General features: G+C 37.7%; 17 protein-coding genes and 2 pseudogenes. 16 read left to right on the plus strand and 3 right to left on the minus strand.

From position 1 onward, the window contains the following. Window positions 1-91: 91 nt before the first annotated feature. The 4 genes from pruA (at window position 92) to ACXAEO_RS10545 (ending at window position 2,983) form a co-directional block, all read left to right on the plus strand. Complete coding sequence (pruA, locus tag ACXAEO_RS10530) at window positions 92-1,645, plus strand: L-glutamate gamma-semialdehyde dehydrogenase (protein WP_474884095.1); 1,554 nt, start codon at window positions 92-94, stop codon at window positions 1,643-1,645. Between the two features lie 171 nt (window positions 1,646-1,816). Continuing rightward, window positions 1,817-2,083, plus strand: a complete 267-nt coding sequence (locus tag ACXAEO_RS10535; RefSeq protein ID WP_474880626.1) for a DUF3986 family protein — start codon at window positions 1,817-1,819, stop codon at window positions 2,081-2,083. A gap of 297 nt (window positions 2,084-2,380) precedes the next feature. Next, window positions 2,381-2,518, plus strand: a complete 138-nt coding sequence (locus ACXAEO_RS10540) for a hypothetical protein (RefSeq protein ID WP_474880627.1) — start codon at window positions 2,381-2,383, stop codon at window positions 2,516-2,518. Between the two features lie 258 nt (window positions 2,519-2,776). Then, window positions 2,777-2,983, plus strand: coding sequence for a DUF5316 family protein (locus ACXAEO_RS10545; protein ID WP_474880630.1), 207 nt, complete (start codon window positions 2,777-2,779; stop codon window positions 2,981-2,983). A gap of 166 nt (window positions 2,984-3,149) precedes the next feature. Here the strand turns inward: ACXAEO_RS10545 and ACXAEO_RS10550 are convergent. Beyond that, window positions 3,150-4,270, minus strand: a protein-coding gene (locus ACXAEO_RS10550; RefSeq protein ID WP_474878936.1) for an IS3 family transposase whose coding sequence is annotated in 2 segments (ribosomal slippage) — window positions 3,150-4,021 and window positions 4,021-4,270 — 1,122 coding nt in all. Because the reading frame shifts where the segments join, the coding sequence is not laid out codon by codon here. A 104-nt stretch (window positions 4,271-4,374) separates the two neighbouring features. Between ACXAEO_RS10550 and ACXAEO_RS10555 the strand changes: the two genes are divergently transcribed. Beyond that, on the plus strand, window positions 4,375-4,797 hold the full coding sequence (locus ACXAEO_RS10555; protein ID WP_474880632.1) for a hypothetical protein: 423 nt from the start codon (window positions 4,375-4,377) through the stop codon (window positions 4,795-4,797). A 325-nt stretch (window positions 4,798-5,122) separates the two neighbouring features. On the opposite strand, the gene ACXAEO_RS10560 is transcribed toward ACXAEO_RS10555, so the two are convergent. Beyond that, complete coding sequence (locus ACXAEO_RS10560; protein ID WP_474880634.1) at window positions 5,123-5,680, minus strand: helix-turn-helix domain-containing protein; 558 nt, start codon at window positions 5,678-5,680, stop codon at window positions 5,123-5,125. 122 nt (window positions 5,681-5,802) lie between these two features. Here ACXAEO_RS10560 and ACXAEO_RS10565 point away from each other — a divergent pair, with 122 nt between their 5' ends. The 7 genes and pseudogenes from ACXAEO_RS10565 to ACXAEO_RS10595 form a co-directional block, all read left to right on the plus strand. Next, a complete protein-coding gene (locus ACXAEO_RS10565; protein ID WP_474880636.1) occupies window positions 5,803-7,083 on the plus strand; it encodes an MFS transporter in 1,281 nt (426 codons plus the stop codon). A 252-nt stretch (window positions 7,084-7,335) separates the two neighbouring features. After that, window positions 7,336-7,623 (plus strand): colicin immunity domain-containing protein, encoded by a 288-nt coding sequence (locus tag ACXAEO_RS10570; RefSeq protein ID WP_474880638.1) that lies wholly within the window; start codon window positions 7,336-7,338, stop codon window positions 7,621-7,623. Between the two features lie 484 nt (window positions 7,624-8,107). Next, window positions 8,108-8,308 carry a hypothetical protein gene (locus ACXAEO_RS10575; protein ID WP_474880641.1) on the plus strand — a complete coding sequence of 67 codons (201 nt, stop codon included), beginning with the start codon at window positions 8,108-8,110 and terminating at the stop codon, window positions 8,306-8,308. A 42-nt stretch (window positions 8,309-8,350) separates the two neighbouring features. Beyond that, on the plus strand, window positions 8,351-8,797 hold the full coding sequence (locus ACXAEO_RS10580) for a hypothetical protein (protein WP_474880644.1): 447 nt from the start codon (window positions 8,351-8,353) through the stop codon (window positions 8,795-8,797). 137 nt (window positions 8,798-8,934) lie between these two features. Then, window positions 8,935-9,732 (plus strand): MBL fold metallo-hydrolase, encoded by a 798-nt coding sequence (locus ACXAEO_RS10585; protein ID WP_474880646.1) that lies wholly within the window; start codon window positions 8,935-8,937, stop codon window positions 9,730-9,732. Window positions 9,733-9,823: 91 nt separating this feature from the next. Next, window positions 9,824-9,996, plus strand: a pseudogene (locus tag ACXAEO_RS10590) (transposase); the annotation flags it as partial. Further along, a pseudogene (locus ACXAEO_RS10595) lies at window positions 9,973-10,683 on the plus strand (RNA-guided endonuclease TnpB family protein); the annotation flags it as partial. The pseudogenes ACXAEO_RS10590 and ACXAEO_RS10595, both read left to right, overlap by 24 nt. Before the next feature lie 122 nt (window positions 10,684-10,805). Here ACXAEO_RS10595 and ACXAEO_RS10600 read toward each other — a convergent pair. After that, on the minus strand, window positions 10,806-10,979 hold the full coding sequence (locus ACXAEO_RS10600) for a hypothetical protein (protein WP_474880648.1): 174 nt from the start codon (window positions 10,977-10,979) through the stop codon (window positions 10,806-10,808). Between the two features lie 369 nt (window positions 10,980-11,348). Between ACXAEO_RS10600 and ACXAEO_RS10605 the strand changes: the two genes are divergently transcribed. The 4 genes from ACXAEO_RS10605 to ACXAEO_RS10620 all read left to right on the plus strand — a co-directional run bounded on the left by ACXAEO_RS10605 (window position 11,349) and on the right by ACXAEO_RS10620 (window position 15,975). Then, on the plus strand, window positions 11,349-13,079 hold the full coding sequence (locus ACXAEO_RS10605; RefSeq protein WP_474880650.1) for an ABC transporter ATP-binding protein: 1,731 nt from the start codon (window positions 11,349-11,351) through the stop codon (window positions 13,077-13,079). Then, window positions 13,072-14,901: an ABC transporter ATP-binding protein gene (locus ACXAEO_RS10610; protein WP_474880652.1), complete on the plus strand. Its 1,830-nt coding sequence runs from the start codon at window positions 13,072-13,074 to the stop codon at window positions 14,899-14,901. Before ACXAEO_RS10605 ends, ACXAEO_RS10610 begins: the two co-directional genes overlap by 8 nt. A gap of 61 nt (window positions 14,902-14,962) precedes the next feature. Further along, a complete protein-coding gene (locus ACXAEO_RS10615; RefSeq protein ID WP_474880655.1) occupies window positions 14,963-15,601 on the plus strand; it encodes an NUDIX hydrolase in 639 nt (212 codons plus the stop codon). Window positions 15,602-15,693: 92 nt separating this feature from the next. Further along, on the plus strand, window positions 15,694-15,975 hold the full coding sequence (locus tag ACXAEO_RS10620; RefSeq protein WP_474880658.1) for a putative quinol monooxygenase: 282 nt from the start codon (window positions 15,694-15,696) through the stop codon (window positions 15,973-15,975). Window positions 15,976-16,032: the final 57 nt, after the last annotated feature.

Here is a 16,032-nt window from a genome sequence, read left to right on the forward strand (position 1 = left end):
CCAAGGGAATTCATACCCTACTTTTTATATACCTAAAGTCTGTTATTCATTAAAAGGGGAGAGTAAGATGACTAAAACACAAAATACGGACATGATAGCATATAAGCATGAACCATTTACCGATTTTACACTTGAGGAAAATAAAAGAGAATTTGAAAAAGCTTTAGAAGTTGTAAGATCAGAGCTCGGAAAAAACTATCCACTTGTTATTGGAGAAGAATTGATTACAACTGATGAACAAACTATATCAATCAATCCAGCTAATAAGAAAGAAATTATTGGCCGTGTTTCTAAAGCCAATAAACTATTAGCTGAAAAAGCAATGCAGGAAGCACTATTTGCGTTTAATACGTGGAAAAAAGAAGTTCCTGAAGTACGTGCGAACATCCTATTTCGTGCAGCCGATATTATTCGCCGTAGAAAACATGAGTTTTCAGGTTATTTAGTTAAAGAAGCTGGAAAACCATGGAAAGAAGCGGACGCAGATACAGCAGAAGCCATTGATTTTCTAGAATTCTATGCCCGCCAAATGATGAAATTAAAAGACGGAGTACCTGTACAAAGCCGTAAAGGGGAAATAAACAATTTTAATTATATCCCGCTTGGGGTGGGGATTATCATCTCTCCATTCAACTTCCCATTAGCAATTATGGCCGGAACGGCTGCTGCAGCGATTGTAGCTGGAAACACGATTCTTCTAAAACCATCCGATAACACGCCGGTAGTGGCAGCGAAATTTGTGGAGGTGATGGAAGAGGCTGGTCTTCCACAGGGTGTGCTGAACTATGTTCCAGGAGATGGGGCGGAAATAGGCGATTACCTTGTCGACCATCCACAAACCCGCTTCATCTCTTTCACGGGTTCCCGTGAAGTCGGCTGCCGTATTTACGAGCGTGCGGCAAAAGTACATCCGGGTCAAATTTGGTTAAAGCGTGTCATTGCTGAAATGGGTGGAAAAGACACAGTTGTTGTAGATAAAGATGCCGATTTAGACGTGGCAGCATCGTCCATTGTTTACTCTGCTTTTGGTTTCTCTGGCCAAAAATGTTCAGCTGGTTCTCGCGCAGTAGTACACCAAGATGTATATGACGAAGTACTTGAAAAAGCAGTGGCATTAACAAAAACGTTAACAGTTGGCAGCCCTGAAGATGTAACTACTTATATGGGTCCTGTTATTAGTCAAGCTTCCTACGATAAAATTATGAAATATATCGAAATTGGTAAAAAAGAAGGCAAATTGATGACAGGTGGAGAAGGAGACGATTCCAAAGGCTACTTTATTCAACCAACGATTTTTGCAGATCTTGATGAAAAAGCACGCCTCATGCAAGAAGAAATTTTTGGCCCTGTTGTGGCCTTCTGTAAAGCCCGTGATTTTGATCATATGATGGAAATTGCAAACAACACAGACTACGGTTTGACAGGGGCATTACTTTCAAATAATCGTGATCATATTGAGCGGGCAAAAGAGGAATTCCACGTCGGAAATCTTTATTTTAATCGTGGTTGTACGGGAGCGATTGTTGGATACCATCCGTTTGGCGGGTTTAACATGTCAGGAACAGACTCGAAGGCAGGAGGTCCCGACTATCTAATTCTTCACATGCAAGCCAAAACAACAAGCGAAACACTTGGAGCTGTTTAACACGTTCCACATGCTTTAGAAGATAACTGTTTTTCTATTTCATACCCAACAATAGGTGCCTGCCCCCAGTACGATGAAACTTTAGCATACTAGGGGCAGGTATTTTAGCTCATGATGAGGAACTCAATAAAGTAAATGGACTTCTAATAACAAGTTTTAAGGAATGAGACCATGGATAATCTTTATGAAGATGTACACTTACATTTAGGCTATTACCAAGAAGGGTATGATTTAGAAGCTATAGCCTTTAAGAGAAAAGGGATACATACTTGGGATATTTACTTTGACTCAGATCAATATAATCTACCAATAGCTAAGGAAGGTAATTATATGCCTTATTTCGGCTATAAAATATTAGTTGTGCACTCACAAGAATTAACATACGAAGAAGGCTCACTAAAATTTGAAAAGTGGCTAAGAGAAAACAGGATCATTTAATTTCTTATACATTTTATTTTAATGAAACGAGCACCAAAAATATAGCTGCCTAAATATTTAGCTTTTATACTCTTATTTTTACGTGAAAGCCTCAAATTCCAAGGATTTGAGGCTTTGTTGGTTGTAGGGTATCACTTCTTTCGAATTGTGAATTAGATGCGACAGTTATTTATTATAAATTTATTTAGTTTTTCATTTGAAAAGAGAGATATAAATCTGACTTAGCGGACATAAAATCTTCGTTATTGCTGCATACTATGCTTATCAAAATATTTTAATGAATTGAGGTTTTTGAAAATGGATGAAATGAGAACGACTAATCAAGTAGAAGAAGTAAATAAACACCTTAAAGAAATTCCTAAGGAAACGGAAGAAAGAAGTATTGAAAATCAGCCTCAGATGGGTAAAAACGAGAAAGCCATCAAGCCGTTTTAAGCACATGAGATCTGTAAGAAAGCCACAGGTTTGACCTAATGTGGAGAACAATAAAAGCAGAGTATGGGAAATTTCCTATACTCTGCTTTTTTATTTCTTTACATTGCCTAAGCTCTGTGAAGGAGGCTTTTATCCTTGTTGAACGTGGATGAGTTAGTTCAAAAAACTAAAGTAGGAAGAGGAACTTATCTATGTTAATGAAACAAAATGAGTTATAAAAACGTAAATTCATTAAGGGATGGAAGGAGATGGATATAGATGATTCAGGTGTTTCTTATCATTGGCGTAGTCGGTATTGTTATATCGGGAATTTTTATCGGGGCGTGGACGGATGGACAACAGCAGAGAGCAAATTTTCATTCAGAAACAGTCAAACATAGGAATTTTAGAACCCAAATTGCATTATACTCTGGTCTTACAGGAGCAATGTCATTAGGCATCGCGGGGCTAATATACTTTTTATAATGATAAGAACTTTTTCTTCAACGAGGTAGTTTCATATTGATGGGTTGTTGTGTTCAGGTTCTTAAAAGAGTGGTTACAGATTAACAACCTGTAGTTTTATTGATTGAAGTGTAAAAAGTTTTTGTTGAGGTTAAAGTAGATGAGTTATTGGTATGTCAACACTAAACTAGACAGATTTTTTAAGGTGTTCAAGTTTATAATTAATTGGACTTACATAACCAAGTGTCCCGTGAATTCGGATGTGATTAAACCAGTGGACATAGTCATGTAATTCCCTTGTTAATTCTTCTAAACTCTCAAAATGTTGACCTTTCACAAACTCTGTTTTAATGATTTTAAACGTTGCTTCAGCGACGGCATTGTCATATGGGCAGCCTTTCATACTTAAAGAACGTTGAATGTTAAATGTCTCTAATGCATCGTCCATTAGCTTATTTTTAAACTCATTCCCACGATCCGTATGAAACAGTTGGATTTTACGAAGGTCGGCTTTGATCGAGGCGAACGCACGATAGACGAGTAACGCATCCTTATTTGGCCCGGCGCTGTACCCCACAATTTCCCGATTAAAGAGATCGACAAATACACATACATAATGCCATTTTTGTTTGACTCTTACGTATGTTAAATCGCTGACGATCGTTGTCAGCACTTCTTCCTGGTGGAACTCGCGGTTTAGTTCATTCTTCTGTTCGGATTCATTACAGGATTTTACATGCGGCTTAAACTGAGCTACTGTGTAAGCAGAGACAAGGCCCTGCTCTTGCATAATACGCCCAATTCTCCGTCTAGACACGATGAGTCCCCGTTTTTTTAATTCAATTTTAATTTTACGTGTTCCATAATTTTGACGGCTGGCGCGGAATATTTCGATCACATCTGACGTGATATCATCCACTGCTGCTCTTTCTTTGGCTTCATAATAGTACGTGCTTCTAGGTAATTGTAGGACTTTGCACATTGCTGATATCGAGTATTTATGTTGATTATTCTTGATGACATTTACTTTTGTCCTAGTATCAGCGCGGCTTGCTTTAAAATATCGTTCTCCATCTCTAACTGCTTATTTCGTTTACGAAGTTCAATTAATTCTTTTTGTTCAGGCGTTAACTGATCTTTTTCTTTAAAGGAGCCATTATTCTCACTTTGCCTCACCCACTTATCCAGGGAAGACGGCGTCAGGTCATATTCACGAATAATGTCCTTTCTAGGTTTACCGCTTTGATACAGCTGCACAATTTGTTGCTTAAACTCATCTGTAAATGTTCGACGTGCTTTTTTAGTCATCGTAGATTCTCCTCAAGTATATTATCTGTAGTCTACTTGACCTTAAGTTTTCTGTCCAACTCAGTGTAGCCTATCCATATTCTTATTTAGTGAGGAGGAGAGCAATGTCTAACAATCAGAAGAAGTTGATGGTATCTATACTCTGGTTAGGAATTCTGGCTGTTATTGGCCATATGTTATATCAATTTTTCAGCAACCAACGTATAAATCCTTATGCTTTCTTTGTGATTAGCCTGTTTATTGCTTCTTTATTTGAATTGAGCACATTTGGAAAAATTACTTATCTGGGTGGAGATTCTAGAGAAGAGAAAAAAACAGATGAATTAGAAGAGCATATTGTAAGAGAGAGTAGTAAAATTGCCTATTTCGCCCTGATGATGATTATTTTAGGTATTCTAGGAGCTGTGGAAATATTAGCGGGACCTCATAACCAAAACTTCTCTAATACACCATTAATGTTAGCTTTATGTGCTTCTATGATTACATTACCTATAGTACAGTTTATCATTTCAAAAAAATATAGATGATACCTATTTTTGATAATAACTGAATGCAGCATAAGGACGATTATATTGTATTGAAAAAGATTCTAATTTTATAAAATCTTGCATAAACGATAAATTCGGACATGTGAAAACCCCTTGGATGTGAACTGCACCCCAATAGTTAGACAAAATCTACCAAGGGGTTTTCATGATGCTAACTTCTTCTAAGAATGTTTATGTTAACTAGATTTGTATGTAAGTTTCGTTCTTTCAGCGATTATTCTAGTAGTTCATTTTATTTAAATTAACTTCCACTAGTGGGGGTCTATGCTAACGAAAAGAGGTGGGATTCATTAGACAACCTCTTTTATGATTCTGGATAGTAAAGAATCATACTTAATCTTGTAAGTTCATTACTTGGATTTGAATAGGAATGCGGGTTGTCTGCCTTGAACTTAATGGAATCACCTGTTTGTAAAATATGTTCCTTGTCATTAACAGTCAGACAAAGAGTCCCACTAAAAACTGTTACACACTCTATGGCCCCTGAATTATGAGGATTTGCTTTCAAACTAGCTGAAGGTTCCATTTCAACAGAGTACATTTCAAAAGGCTTTTGGTCCTCGAAACTAAAGTAAGGAAAAAGACGATACAACCCATTATCTTCTGATAGTGGGTCAATATTTTCTTTTCTAACAATTTCAGCGTCAGGCATTTCGTACTTCATTAGAGAGGTAAACGGTATTTTTAATCCATCAGCAATTTTCCACAGTGTGGTTATAGTAGGGTTAGACTCTTCTTTTTCAATTTGCCTTAAAAGACTTTTACTCACTCCAGTTATTATCGATAAATCATCCAAACTCAATTTTCTTTTTTTTCTAATTACACTTAAATTATTTGATATTATGCCCTGAATTTTTTCCAAACTTAAAAACCTCCTCTTGAACATTATAATATCCATATTGTACAATACAATAAATTAATATATTGTTCGTTTTGTTCATTATAATAATTTAAACACTATTACTGAAATTGTGGGTGAGAATTTTGAATCGGAATCGTATTCATTATAGTTGGATTATTTTAATCATTTCTTTCTTCTCGATTATTGTGGCTGGAATTGTAAGATCATCTTCAGGGGTCTTCATAGAACCTTTCGAAAAGGAATTTGGCTGGGATCGTTCAGTTATTTCACTAGCTTTTGCTGTTGGTTTATTTTTATATGGTATATCAGGTCCTTTTATGGCTGCCTTAATTGAAGTGTTCGGTTTAAAGAGGATAATGGCGTTATCAATGGCAACCTTGTTGACAGGTACTTTGCTTACTTTTATTATGCAACAGTCGTGGCAACTCATTATCATTTGGGGCATTATTATAGGATTAGGTTCAGGGTTATTTTTAACTGTGCTAAGTCCATATGTAGCGAATCAATGGTTTGAAAAAAGAAGGGGATTGGCAACAGGAATATTAACAGCAAGTACAGCAACTGGTCAGTTAATACTGCTTCCCATCTTAGCGATGATGATAGATAAATATTCGTGGTATTGGGCGATTGCCTTAATTATGATACTTAGTGTAATTATGCTAGTAATCATTTTATTATTTATGAAAAACTCCCCAAAAGAAGTTGGTATTCTTCCTTATGGTCTTGAAAAAGAAAAAGAAGATAATATGGATAAACCGAAAAAGAATCCTATTATCATTGCTTTCAACGGTTTATTTGAGGCAGTAAAAGTGAAAGAATTTTGGTTGTTAGCTGGTAGTTTCTTTATTTGTGGACTTTCAACAAGTGGATTAATTGGTACCCACTTTGTTTCTTATTGCATCAGCTTTGGTATACCTTTGGTGACAGCCGCAACGCTACTTTCATTTATGGGAGTTTTTGATCTAGTAGGAACAACCCTTTCTGGTTGGTTGTCAGATCGTTTCGATAATCGATGGTTATTATTTTGGTACTATGGCTTAAGAGGTGCATCGCTTGTTTTACTTCCTTTAGCGTTATCGGAAGGTTCTTACACTTTACTTGTTATTTTTGCTGTATTTTACGGATTAGACTGGATTGCAACCGTACCACCAACGATTGGAATATCAAGGAGAATTTTTGGAGTTGAAAAAAGTGGAATAATATATGGATGGATTTTTGCTTCGCATCAGGCTGGTGCAGCAGTAGCAGCTTTTGGTGGTGGGCTGATCTATAAAATATTCAATTCTTACACTTGGGCATTTTTCTTGGCAGGAATATTTTGTTTGTTAGCAAGTTTATTTGTAATAGTAATTAAAAAGCAACCATCTGAGATAATTGTTAAAGAGGATTCTTTAACGATATAACATTAAAAATGCTCAACGTGGTCTTTCCATAAAAAATAATCTTCAACAATAAGGTGCTTTTGGGGAGTAAGGAACCTTCTAAGTGAGTGTTCTCAAATGCTAGAAGAAAACAATCTTTTGGATTAATAAAATGAGAAATGTTGTATTGAAAAGCCTTTGATTCTATAAAACCAAAGGCTTTTTGAGTGGCAAGTACGAAGGCTATGGAAACCTGGGCAAGTGGGAGACTGATTTTGGCGGAGGGTTTAGCTTATGAAATATAAAGTACTTGATAAGTATATAAAGCTAATTGAATCTTTTTTAAAGAATGAGATAAATGTTGAAGAATTTGAACAGAGATACTTAAGAACTTTTAAAGACGAAACTGAAGAGTTAGATGGCAAACCATTTATTATTTTAAATGCCCTATTTGAATCAGTAGATTGTTATTGGCACGAATGTAAACCAGGGGAAGAAACAGATTTTGAAATATCAGAAGAACAGTTAAGAGTGGATGCAAAAAAGGCGTTCCAAAAGCTATATTTCCTAAAGAGATCATAGGTATTTTCTATAATTCGCAATTATGGTGACTAAAAGGAGGCAAAGAATGTATCTTTTCATAGAGGTCATTTTAGCTTTAGCCGGTATTGCTGGTTTTATTGCAATTGGATACTGGTTGTATTTTAGTGAAAAACTTGAAAAAAATAAGAAAGCCAGAGAAAAGTAAGTTTGCTTCTTAATAAGGTCACTTATGTCAACGAAAAGAGGTTGGTCGTCTTTCGGATACCCAATCTCTTTGGATTGGAGAAGAGAGGAGAGATCGCTTTGAAGAGGGCGGATTTTTATTTTACCGAATGTACGAAATTACCTAATAAGCTAACTAATCTCGCGATAACAAAAAAGATAATAAAATAGCTAAAGAATAGACTAATCACAAAATCACTCCTAAAACTTTTCTTTATTTTACCATTTTTCTTGAATTTTTTCTTAGCTGAACAATATTTGGTTATTTATGGTAAGATAATGTTATCAAGAAGTGAGAATATTGAAAAAATATCTTTGCACAGGTGTTTTACTTGGGACGATTTTGTTAGCTGGATGTAGTGCCAATAAGGAATCCGAAGAGCAAGTAACGGAAGATATTAAAGGACAAACAGTAGAAATTGTGACTTCCCGTGATACCGATAAAGAAGAAGTTGTGTCAGTAACTTTATTAGAATTAACTCAAGAAAAAAAAGAAGATTAGAATAATTAATTTTAAAAATCATTTTCCCTATTTAGAGAAAAATTGCAAGATAAAGTTGGGATTGTAAGGGAGGGATTTATAATCATTAAAAATTCTTTTAAATACTTATTATATTTAGTTGGTATTATTTCTTATTGGTTGGCTACGGATGTAATGGAAGATCGACTTGAAGAAATTTCACAACAAACCTATCAGCCTATGTTTTTTCCTCCGTTTGCTTATTATTTTCTTTTAAGATATATCGTTTTAGGTATATTGCTTGGAATACCTACATTACTTGCAAGAAGAAAAGAGCCCGGTTTGTGGACATTTAATCTAGAAAAAATGTTATTTTTGGCGCTACCGTCTTTTATCATAAGTATTTATCCAATCGGTGCTTTTTATTTCAAGTTTCCTGTACCACTTTTCTTTTTACACATGGGAATTCCGATGGAGATAATATTTGGATACTCATTCATTACAGCGATTACGAAGAAAAAAGAAGGTTAAGAAAACATATTGCTATTAAGTTCCTCCTTAGCTCATTTAGGAGTCTCGCCAATATTTCGCGGAAAACATATGTTGAGGAACATTCGATAAATACATTTACTGGCAGAATAAAAAAGTCGTAAACAGGGGGAGTTAAAATGAAAGTTAATCAGCATGGAGAAGTAACCTCTGTGTTGGGGGAAGTGAGCTATGGGGATTTTGCTATGTCCGTTTATATATTTTATGTGGATGGGATGTTGGTGGACACGGGTGCTACGAAGATGCTTGAAGATTTTATGCCTTTCTATAAGGAAGTCCCGATTGAATTTGTTAGCCTGACCCATTCCCATGAAGATCACACAGGGACGGCGAGATGGCTTCAAAATACATTAGGTCTTCCTGTATACATTAAAAAAGAAGCCATTCCTGAATGTGAGAATAAAGCGAATCTACCGTTATACAGGGAAAAATTATGGGGAGTGCGAGAGCCATTCTCACCTTTACCATATGGTGAAACCATCCAGTCTGAGCGTCATTCATATAGACTAATACATACTCCAGGACACGAGAAGAATCATATGTCTTTATACGATGAGGAACGAGGGCGACTGTTTTCTGGGGACCTGTTCTTATACCCAAAGCCGAAGGTCATTATGAATGATGAGTCCGTTCCTATTATGATTCAGTCAATCAAAAAAGTACTTCAACTTGATTTCCAAGAAATGTTTTGCCAACATGCAGGTTATATACAAAATGGAAAACTAGCCATGAAGGAGAAGCTTCACTATCTAGAAGAGCTGAGTGAACAAGTACACGACTTGTATAAAAAAGGACATACCACTGATGAAATAAATGCGGAACTGTTTTCTAAAGTACCAATGATTGTGAACCTTTCACATAATGAATATGATTCAAAACATATCATTCGAAGTATTTTAGAAGGGGGAAAAAATTAGCAGCATATTTTTACTTAGAGCACTGTGCGCGGTGAAAGTAGGCCATCCTTATAACGGAGCTGATTTTCCCCTAATTGCTCAACTATTTGTTATAGTTATCCTGTATATACTAATTTTATTGAATTATCATTTTGTGTTCTGTCCTCGATACAGAAGAAAGATTTTTCTTCAAACAGAGGAGAACAACGTTTCAAAGAATTAGTGCATGAAGTGTGTGAGGAGATGCAAATACAAATTGTTGCTCTTGAATGTGATAAAGACAACCGAAACTTTGATTTGTTGAAATATAAGTTAGGTACGCTTCGAATCACGCAGAAAGCAGATAAATGGATTGCCCAAATTTCTGTCACGATCCCGACTGTTGAGGGAACAGGTCTAAAAGTTATGGGTGTCGATTTAGGTCTGAAAGTTCCTGCTGTTGCAGTCACAGATGATGAACGTGTCCATTTCTTTGGCAACGGTAGGCAGAACAAATATATGAAGCGTAAGTTTCGTTCTGAACGCAAAGCGTTAGGTAAGAAGAAAAAACTAAATGCCATTCGTAATTCAAAAGATAAAGAACAGCTTTGGATGAAAGACCAAGACCATAAGATAAGTCGTGCAATTGTAAATTTTGCTAAGAGAAATAAAATTTCTGTCATTCGCCTAGAGAAACTTGCGAACATCAGACAGACGGCAAGAACAAGCCGTAAAAACGAAAAGAATCTGCATACATGGTCATTCTATCGCCTATCCCATTTCATTGAATATAAGGCGAATTTAGAAGGTATTAAAGTTGAATATGTGAATCCTGCTTATACAAGCTAAACATGCCCTAAGTGTTCTGAAAAGAACAAAGCACAAGATCGCAAATATAAATGTACATGTGGCTTTGAAAAACATCGTGATTTAGTAGGTGCTATGAATATCAGATATGCACCTGTGGTTGATGGTAATAGTCAATCAGCCTAAGAACCTAATAGTAGTTCTGTGAAAATAAATGAATAAAAAAGGGTTCTGAACGCACTTGTTCTGAACCTTTTTTTGTCAATGATCTTCCATATGTACTGTGTAAATATTATCCTATAAAACTATTAATGATTAAGAATGACTTTCCATATGAGTATCGGCATGATAAGGACGGTATAAAGAACGATTTGCAGTATAATGATAGGCTTGATTTCTTTATACTCATTTCCCCAAAAACGAGCAAATACGGCATAAAAAAGCACTTCTAAAATTGGTCCCAAAATGATTAACCATTTCACAATCTTGTTCTCCTTCTAAAACTCTAAGCTGTATAAATTCTCTTAAAATAGTATATGAAAAATGAAGAGAGTTCAAACAAAATATTATCCATGTTAAACCAAATAACATATATACATGTTACTTAATCATTCAGCATCGTTTTATTTATGGGAGAGGCGTTTACAAAAGGTTCTTCCGACCTTCTGAATGAACATCCGCTTAGGTCATGTCGGATTTTCTAAGTCCATATACATTTAGAAATTCCTTTTGTTCGCACACCATCCGGGTCGTGAGCCTCTTTTTCATATTTGCAAACAGATTATGATAAAATCGATGAAAACTAGCAATATATTCAACAAAGGCCCAACCGCTGTTTAGGAGGGGTGTGTATGGTCAAAATGATGGGTTTTCTTAAGCCTTATCGATTTTCGGTCGCCCTCGCGCTCTCTTTAATGATGATTGAATTGACCGTAGAACTGCTTCAGCCGTTACTTATGGCCAAAATCATCGACGAAGGGATCATGAATGGAGATTTGGATGTCGTGTTGAAATGGGGAGGCATAATGATGGCACTCTCCTTGCTTGCATTGGTCGTTGGAGTGGTTAATTCTTTTTATGCGGCTCATGTCAGCCAAAGTTTTGGATATGACGTAAGGCAAACATTATTTAAAAAAATTCAAGCCTTCTCTTTTTCGACTTTCAACAATTTTTCAACAGCATCACTAATTACGAGAATGACCAACGATGTTACGCAAGTTCAGCAGACCGTTTTCATGGGACTAAGAATTATGCTTCGAGCCCCGCTCCTTATAATAGGGGGCATGGTGATGGCATTAATTATTCATGCCAAGCTCGCCCTCGCCCTTGTTGTGACCATTCCTGTCATTTTTCTCTTGCTTATATGGGCGCTGAAACGAAGCAGGTTGTTATTTCAACAAGTTCAGCAAGCTGTAGATCGCGTCAATGGGGTCATGCGGGAAAACTTAACGGGGATGCGAGTCATTCAGGCGTTTTTTCGGAGCGACCATGAAGTGAAACGGTTCACAAAAGCGAGCGAGCACTTAAGGAACAAGAGCATGGCTGCTTTGAGAGTAATGGAAATTACAATGCCCGTCCTGCTTTTCATTCTAAATGTAAGTATTCTCGCTATTCTCTGGTTTGGCAGCAAAGAGATTCACGATGGAAACGGACAAGTGGGGGAAGTTGTCGCCATTGTCAATTATGCTTTTCGCATTACGTCTGCTTTTTCCATTCTTTCCTTCCTCATCATGGCGTTTTCACGTGCAAGAGCGTCTTCTTCCCGTATAGTAGAAGTATTAGAAACCCGAGAAGGCATGCGTGAGGAAGAGTCCACTCATTCGTCAACAGAGGATATGCCTGGCATGATTGAATTTGATCGGGTGTCATTTTCTTATCCAGGCAGTACAGTCCCCGTTTTGCAGAATCTTTCGTTTACGGTTCCTGCTGGGACGACAACCGCTCTGTTAGGTGCTACCGGATCAGGAAAATCGTCGTTATTTCAGCTCATTCCCCGGCTCTATGATGCAACAGAGGGGATGGTGGTTATTGATGGATACCCCGTCCATACAATCAAGCTCCAAACACTTCGAAAAATGATTGGCTTTGTGCCGCAAGAATCTTTTTTGTTTTCGGGGACGATTGAAGACAACCTCAGATGGGGAAAAGAAGATGCATCCATGGAAGAAATCGAGAAAGCCGCAAAAGCAGCCCAAATTCATGAAACGATTTTAGGCTTGCCAAAGCAATATAAAACAAGGCTTGGGCAAAAAGGCGTCAATCTTTCTGGTGGTCAAAAACAGCGGTTGTCCATTGCAAGGGCACTTATCCGCAATCCGAAAATTTTGCTGATGGATGATAGTACAAGTGCATTGGATATGAAAACGGAGGCAAATTTACTCCGAGCCATCGATTCTTACCCTTGTACAAGTATGATTATTACTCAAAAAATCAGTACAGCTATGGCAGCAGACCATATTCTGCTTCTGGAAGATGGCGAGCTCCTTGCTCAAGGAAGTCATGAAGAGCTATTAAGGCATTCTACGCTTTACAAAACCATTTTCGACTCTCAGCTCGGAAAGGAGGAATCTCATCATGCTTAAACAAATGAGAGAGCCTTTCCGCTATACGCGTCCAAACTTAGCCCGGCCTGAATCCTCGCCAGAAAAAGGAACACCTCAAAGGGCGAAGGATTCTCTAAAAACGATAAAACGGTTGAGCCGTTATTTGTCACAGCAGCGCTGGCTCTTAGCCTTCATCTTTTTAATGGTTGCGGTTAGTTCTGTTTTAGCGCTGCTCGGCCCGTTTTTAGTCGGAAAAGCGATTGATGACTATATCGTGACAAAAGATGAAACGGGTTTACTTACGCTGTTGACCGGGTTGGCTTTCACTTATTTCATGTATGTCATCTCCCTCCTTATTCAAAATTTCGGCATGGTCACAATTTCTCAAAAAACGGTCTATGCCATGCGAATCGATTTATTTCGCCATTTACACCGGCTGCCGCTTTCTTTTTTTGAGCGGCGCCAGCACGGGGAATTGATGAGTAGAGTCACGAACGACATTGAGAATGTCAGCTCCACATTAAACAGCTCTGTCACCCAAATCGTTTCAAGTGTACTTACGCTCATTGGAACGGTTGTACTTATGTTTTGGTTAAGTCCCATTCTGACACTTTTGGCGCTTTCCATTATTCCGGCCATGTTTGCCGGCATGAAATGGATTACGAAACGGACAGGGGTGTTGTATAAACAACAGCAGCGGAATCTTGGAGATTTGAACGGCTTTATTGAAGAAACGATTTCCGGCCAGCGAATCGTCAAAACATTTTCACAGGAAGATAGAGTAATCGCTGATTTTCTGACGAGGAACCAACAGTTGAAGCAATCCGGATATTGGGCACAAACATATGCGGGCTTTATCCCAAAGCTGATGAATGTACTCAACAATGCAAGTTTTGCCATTATTGCCGGAGCTGGAGGGGTGTTGGCATTGAAAGGGATGATTTCCATCGGGACAATTGTAGTCTTTACGGAGTATTCGAGACAATTTACCCGTCCACTTAATGATTTGGCCAATCAATTCAATACATTGCTTTCGGCTGTTGCGGGAGCAGAAAGGGTATTTGAACTATTAGACGAACAAGTAGAAGAAAAAGGTGGGGAAGCGGCCTTTCTTCCTTCTCTAAAAGGAGAGGTAGAATTTCGCCATGTGTCGTTTTCTTATGAACAAGACCAAAAAACGCTTACGGATATTAGTTTTCACGTTCAGCCCGGTGAAAGCGTCGCATTTGTTGGAGAAACAGGAGCTGGAAAAACGACCATTATCCAATTGCTTGCTCGTTTTTATGAACTAGACGGCGGGAGCATTTTTATTGATGGTCACGATATCCGCAATATCAAACGGAAGCATCTACGCAGCCATATGGGATTTGTCTTGCAAGACCCTTTTCTATTTGAAGGAACCATTCGTGAAAATATCCGTTATGGAAGATTAGATGCAACTGATGAAGAAGTAGAAGAAGCGGCACAGCTTGCGAATGCACATTCATTTATTGCGAAGCTTCCTAAACAATATGATACATTATTACAACAAGATGGGAGCGGCATTAGTCAAGGTCAAAAGCAGCTTCTATCCATTGCCAAAGCGTTGCTAGCCAATCCGTCCATCTTGATTTTAGATGAAGCGACAAGCAGCATTGATACCATTACCGAGCTCCATATACAAGAGGCGTTGCAACAGTTAATGAAAAACCGTACAAGCTTTGTCATTGCCCATCGTCTTAATACAATCCAACAAGCCGATCAAATCATCGTGGTGGACAAGGGGCGTATTATTGAAAATGGAACACATGCACAACTACTGCAAAAACAAGGAACTTATTCCAGCTTGTATCATAGCCAATTGAAAAATCGTGTACAATGATATAAGAACTGTCATTGCTAAAAGCAGGAAAATAAGCAAACGATTATGAGGGGGAGATGAAATGAATATAGAAAAACTAACAGCTACGCTCAGTAACCGTACCCCCGGCATTTTAGGAGGGGAAACATTCTCGAAATTTGCGGTATTGCTGCCGCTAATCGAAAAAGATGGAGAGATTCACATTTTATTTGAAGTGCGTTCGTTCGATATGAGAAGACAGCCTGGAGAAATCTGTTTTCCAGGAGGAAAAGTGGATGAAACAGATCGGAACGAACAGCATACCGCTATCCGCGAAACGTCAGAAGAGCTTGGGATTGAGGAAAAGGACGTACTCGACGTGGCTCCGCTCGATTATATGATTTCTCCATTTGGAACCATCATCCATCCGTATGTTGGTGTCATCTCTAAAGCAGACACCATCCGCCCTAATCCAGATGAAGTGGCTGAGGTGTTCACCGTTCCTCTTTCTTTTTTCGAGAAAACAGAGCCAGAACGATATACAATCGATTTTAAAATCGAGCCGGAACAAAATTTCCCATTCCATTTGATTGCCGGAGGGACGAACTATAACTGGCAAACACGAACAGCGGACGAGTATTTTTATTTCTTTGAAGATAAAGTGATTTGGGGCTTAACGGCCCGCATTTTAAAACATTTCTTAGAAGTCATTCATGACAAAGTGCAAACAGACAAAGCATGAAGCAGAAAAATTGTCTTCATCCTATCTACAGTGATATTGTAATATCAACCAGATATGGCCAATTTTAAATAATTGCAATGGAGGCGTCGTACATGATTGCGTTACAAGCTTATATGCAAGTGAAACCTGAATTTCGAGATGAATTTTTAGAAAAAGTTCAACCGCTTATCCAAGGTTCTCGCGCTGAAAAGGGAAACATCAGTTATGCTTTATTTGAAGAAGCGGAAAACTCTAATCACTTTGTGATGCTAGAAGAATGGGAAGACCAAGAAGCAATTGATATTCATAGTCAAGCGCCGCACTTCGTTGAGTTTATTGGAAATGCGGAAAAACTATTGGCCGCTCCGTTATCATTAAAACGATTTGACCAATAATTCTATACGAATCTTTTCACTTAAAAGCGTTCTTTTGACAGCCATCAAAAGAGCGTT

It is taken from the genome of Bacillus sp. ABA4_010, from assembly GCF_056159105.1.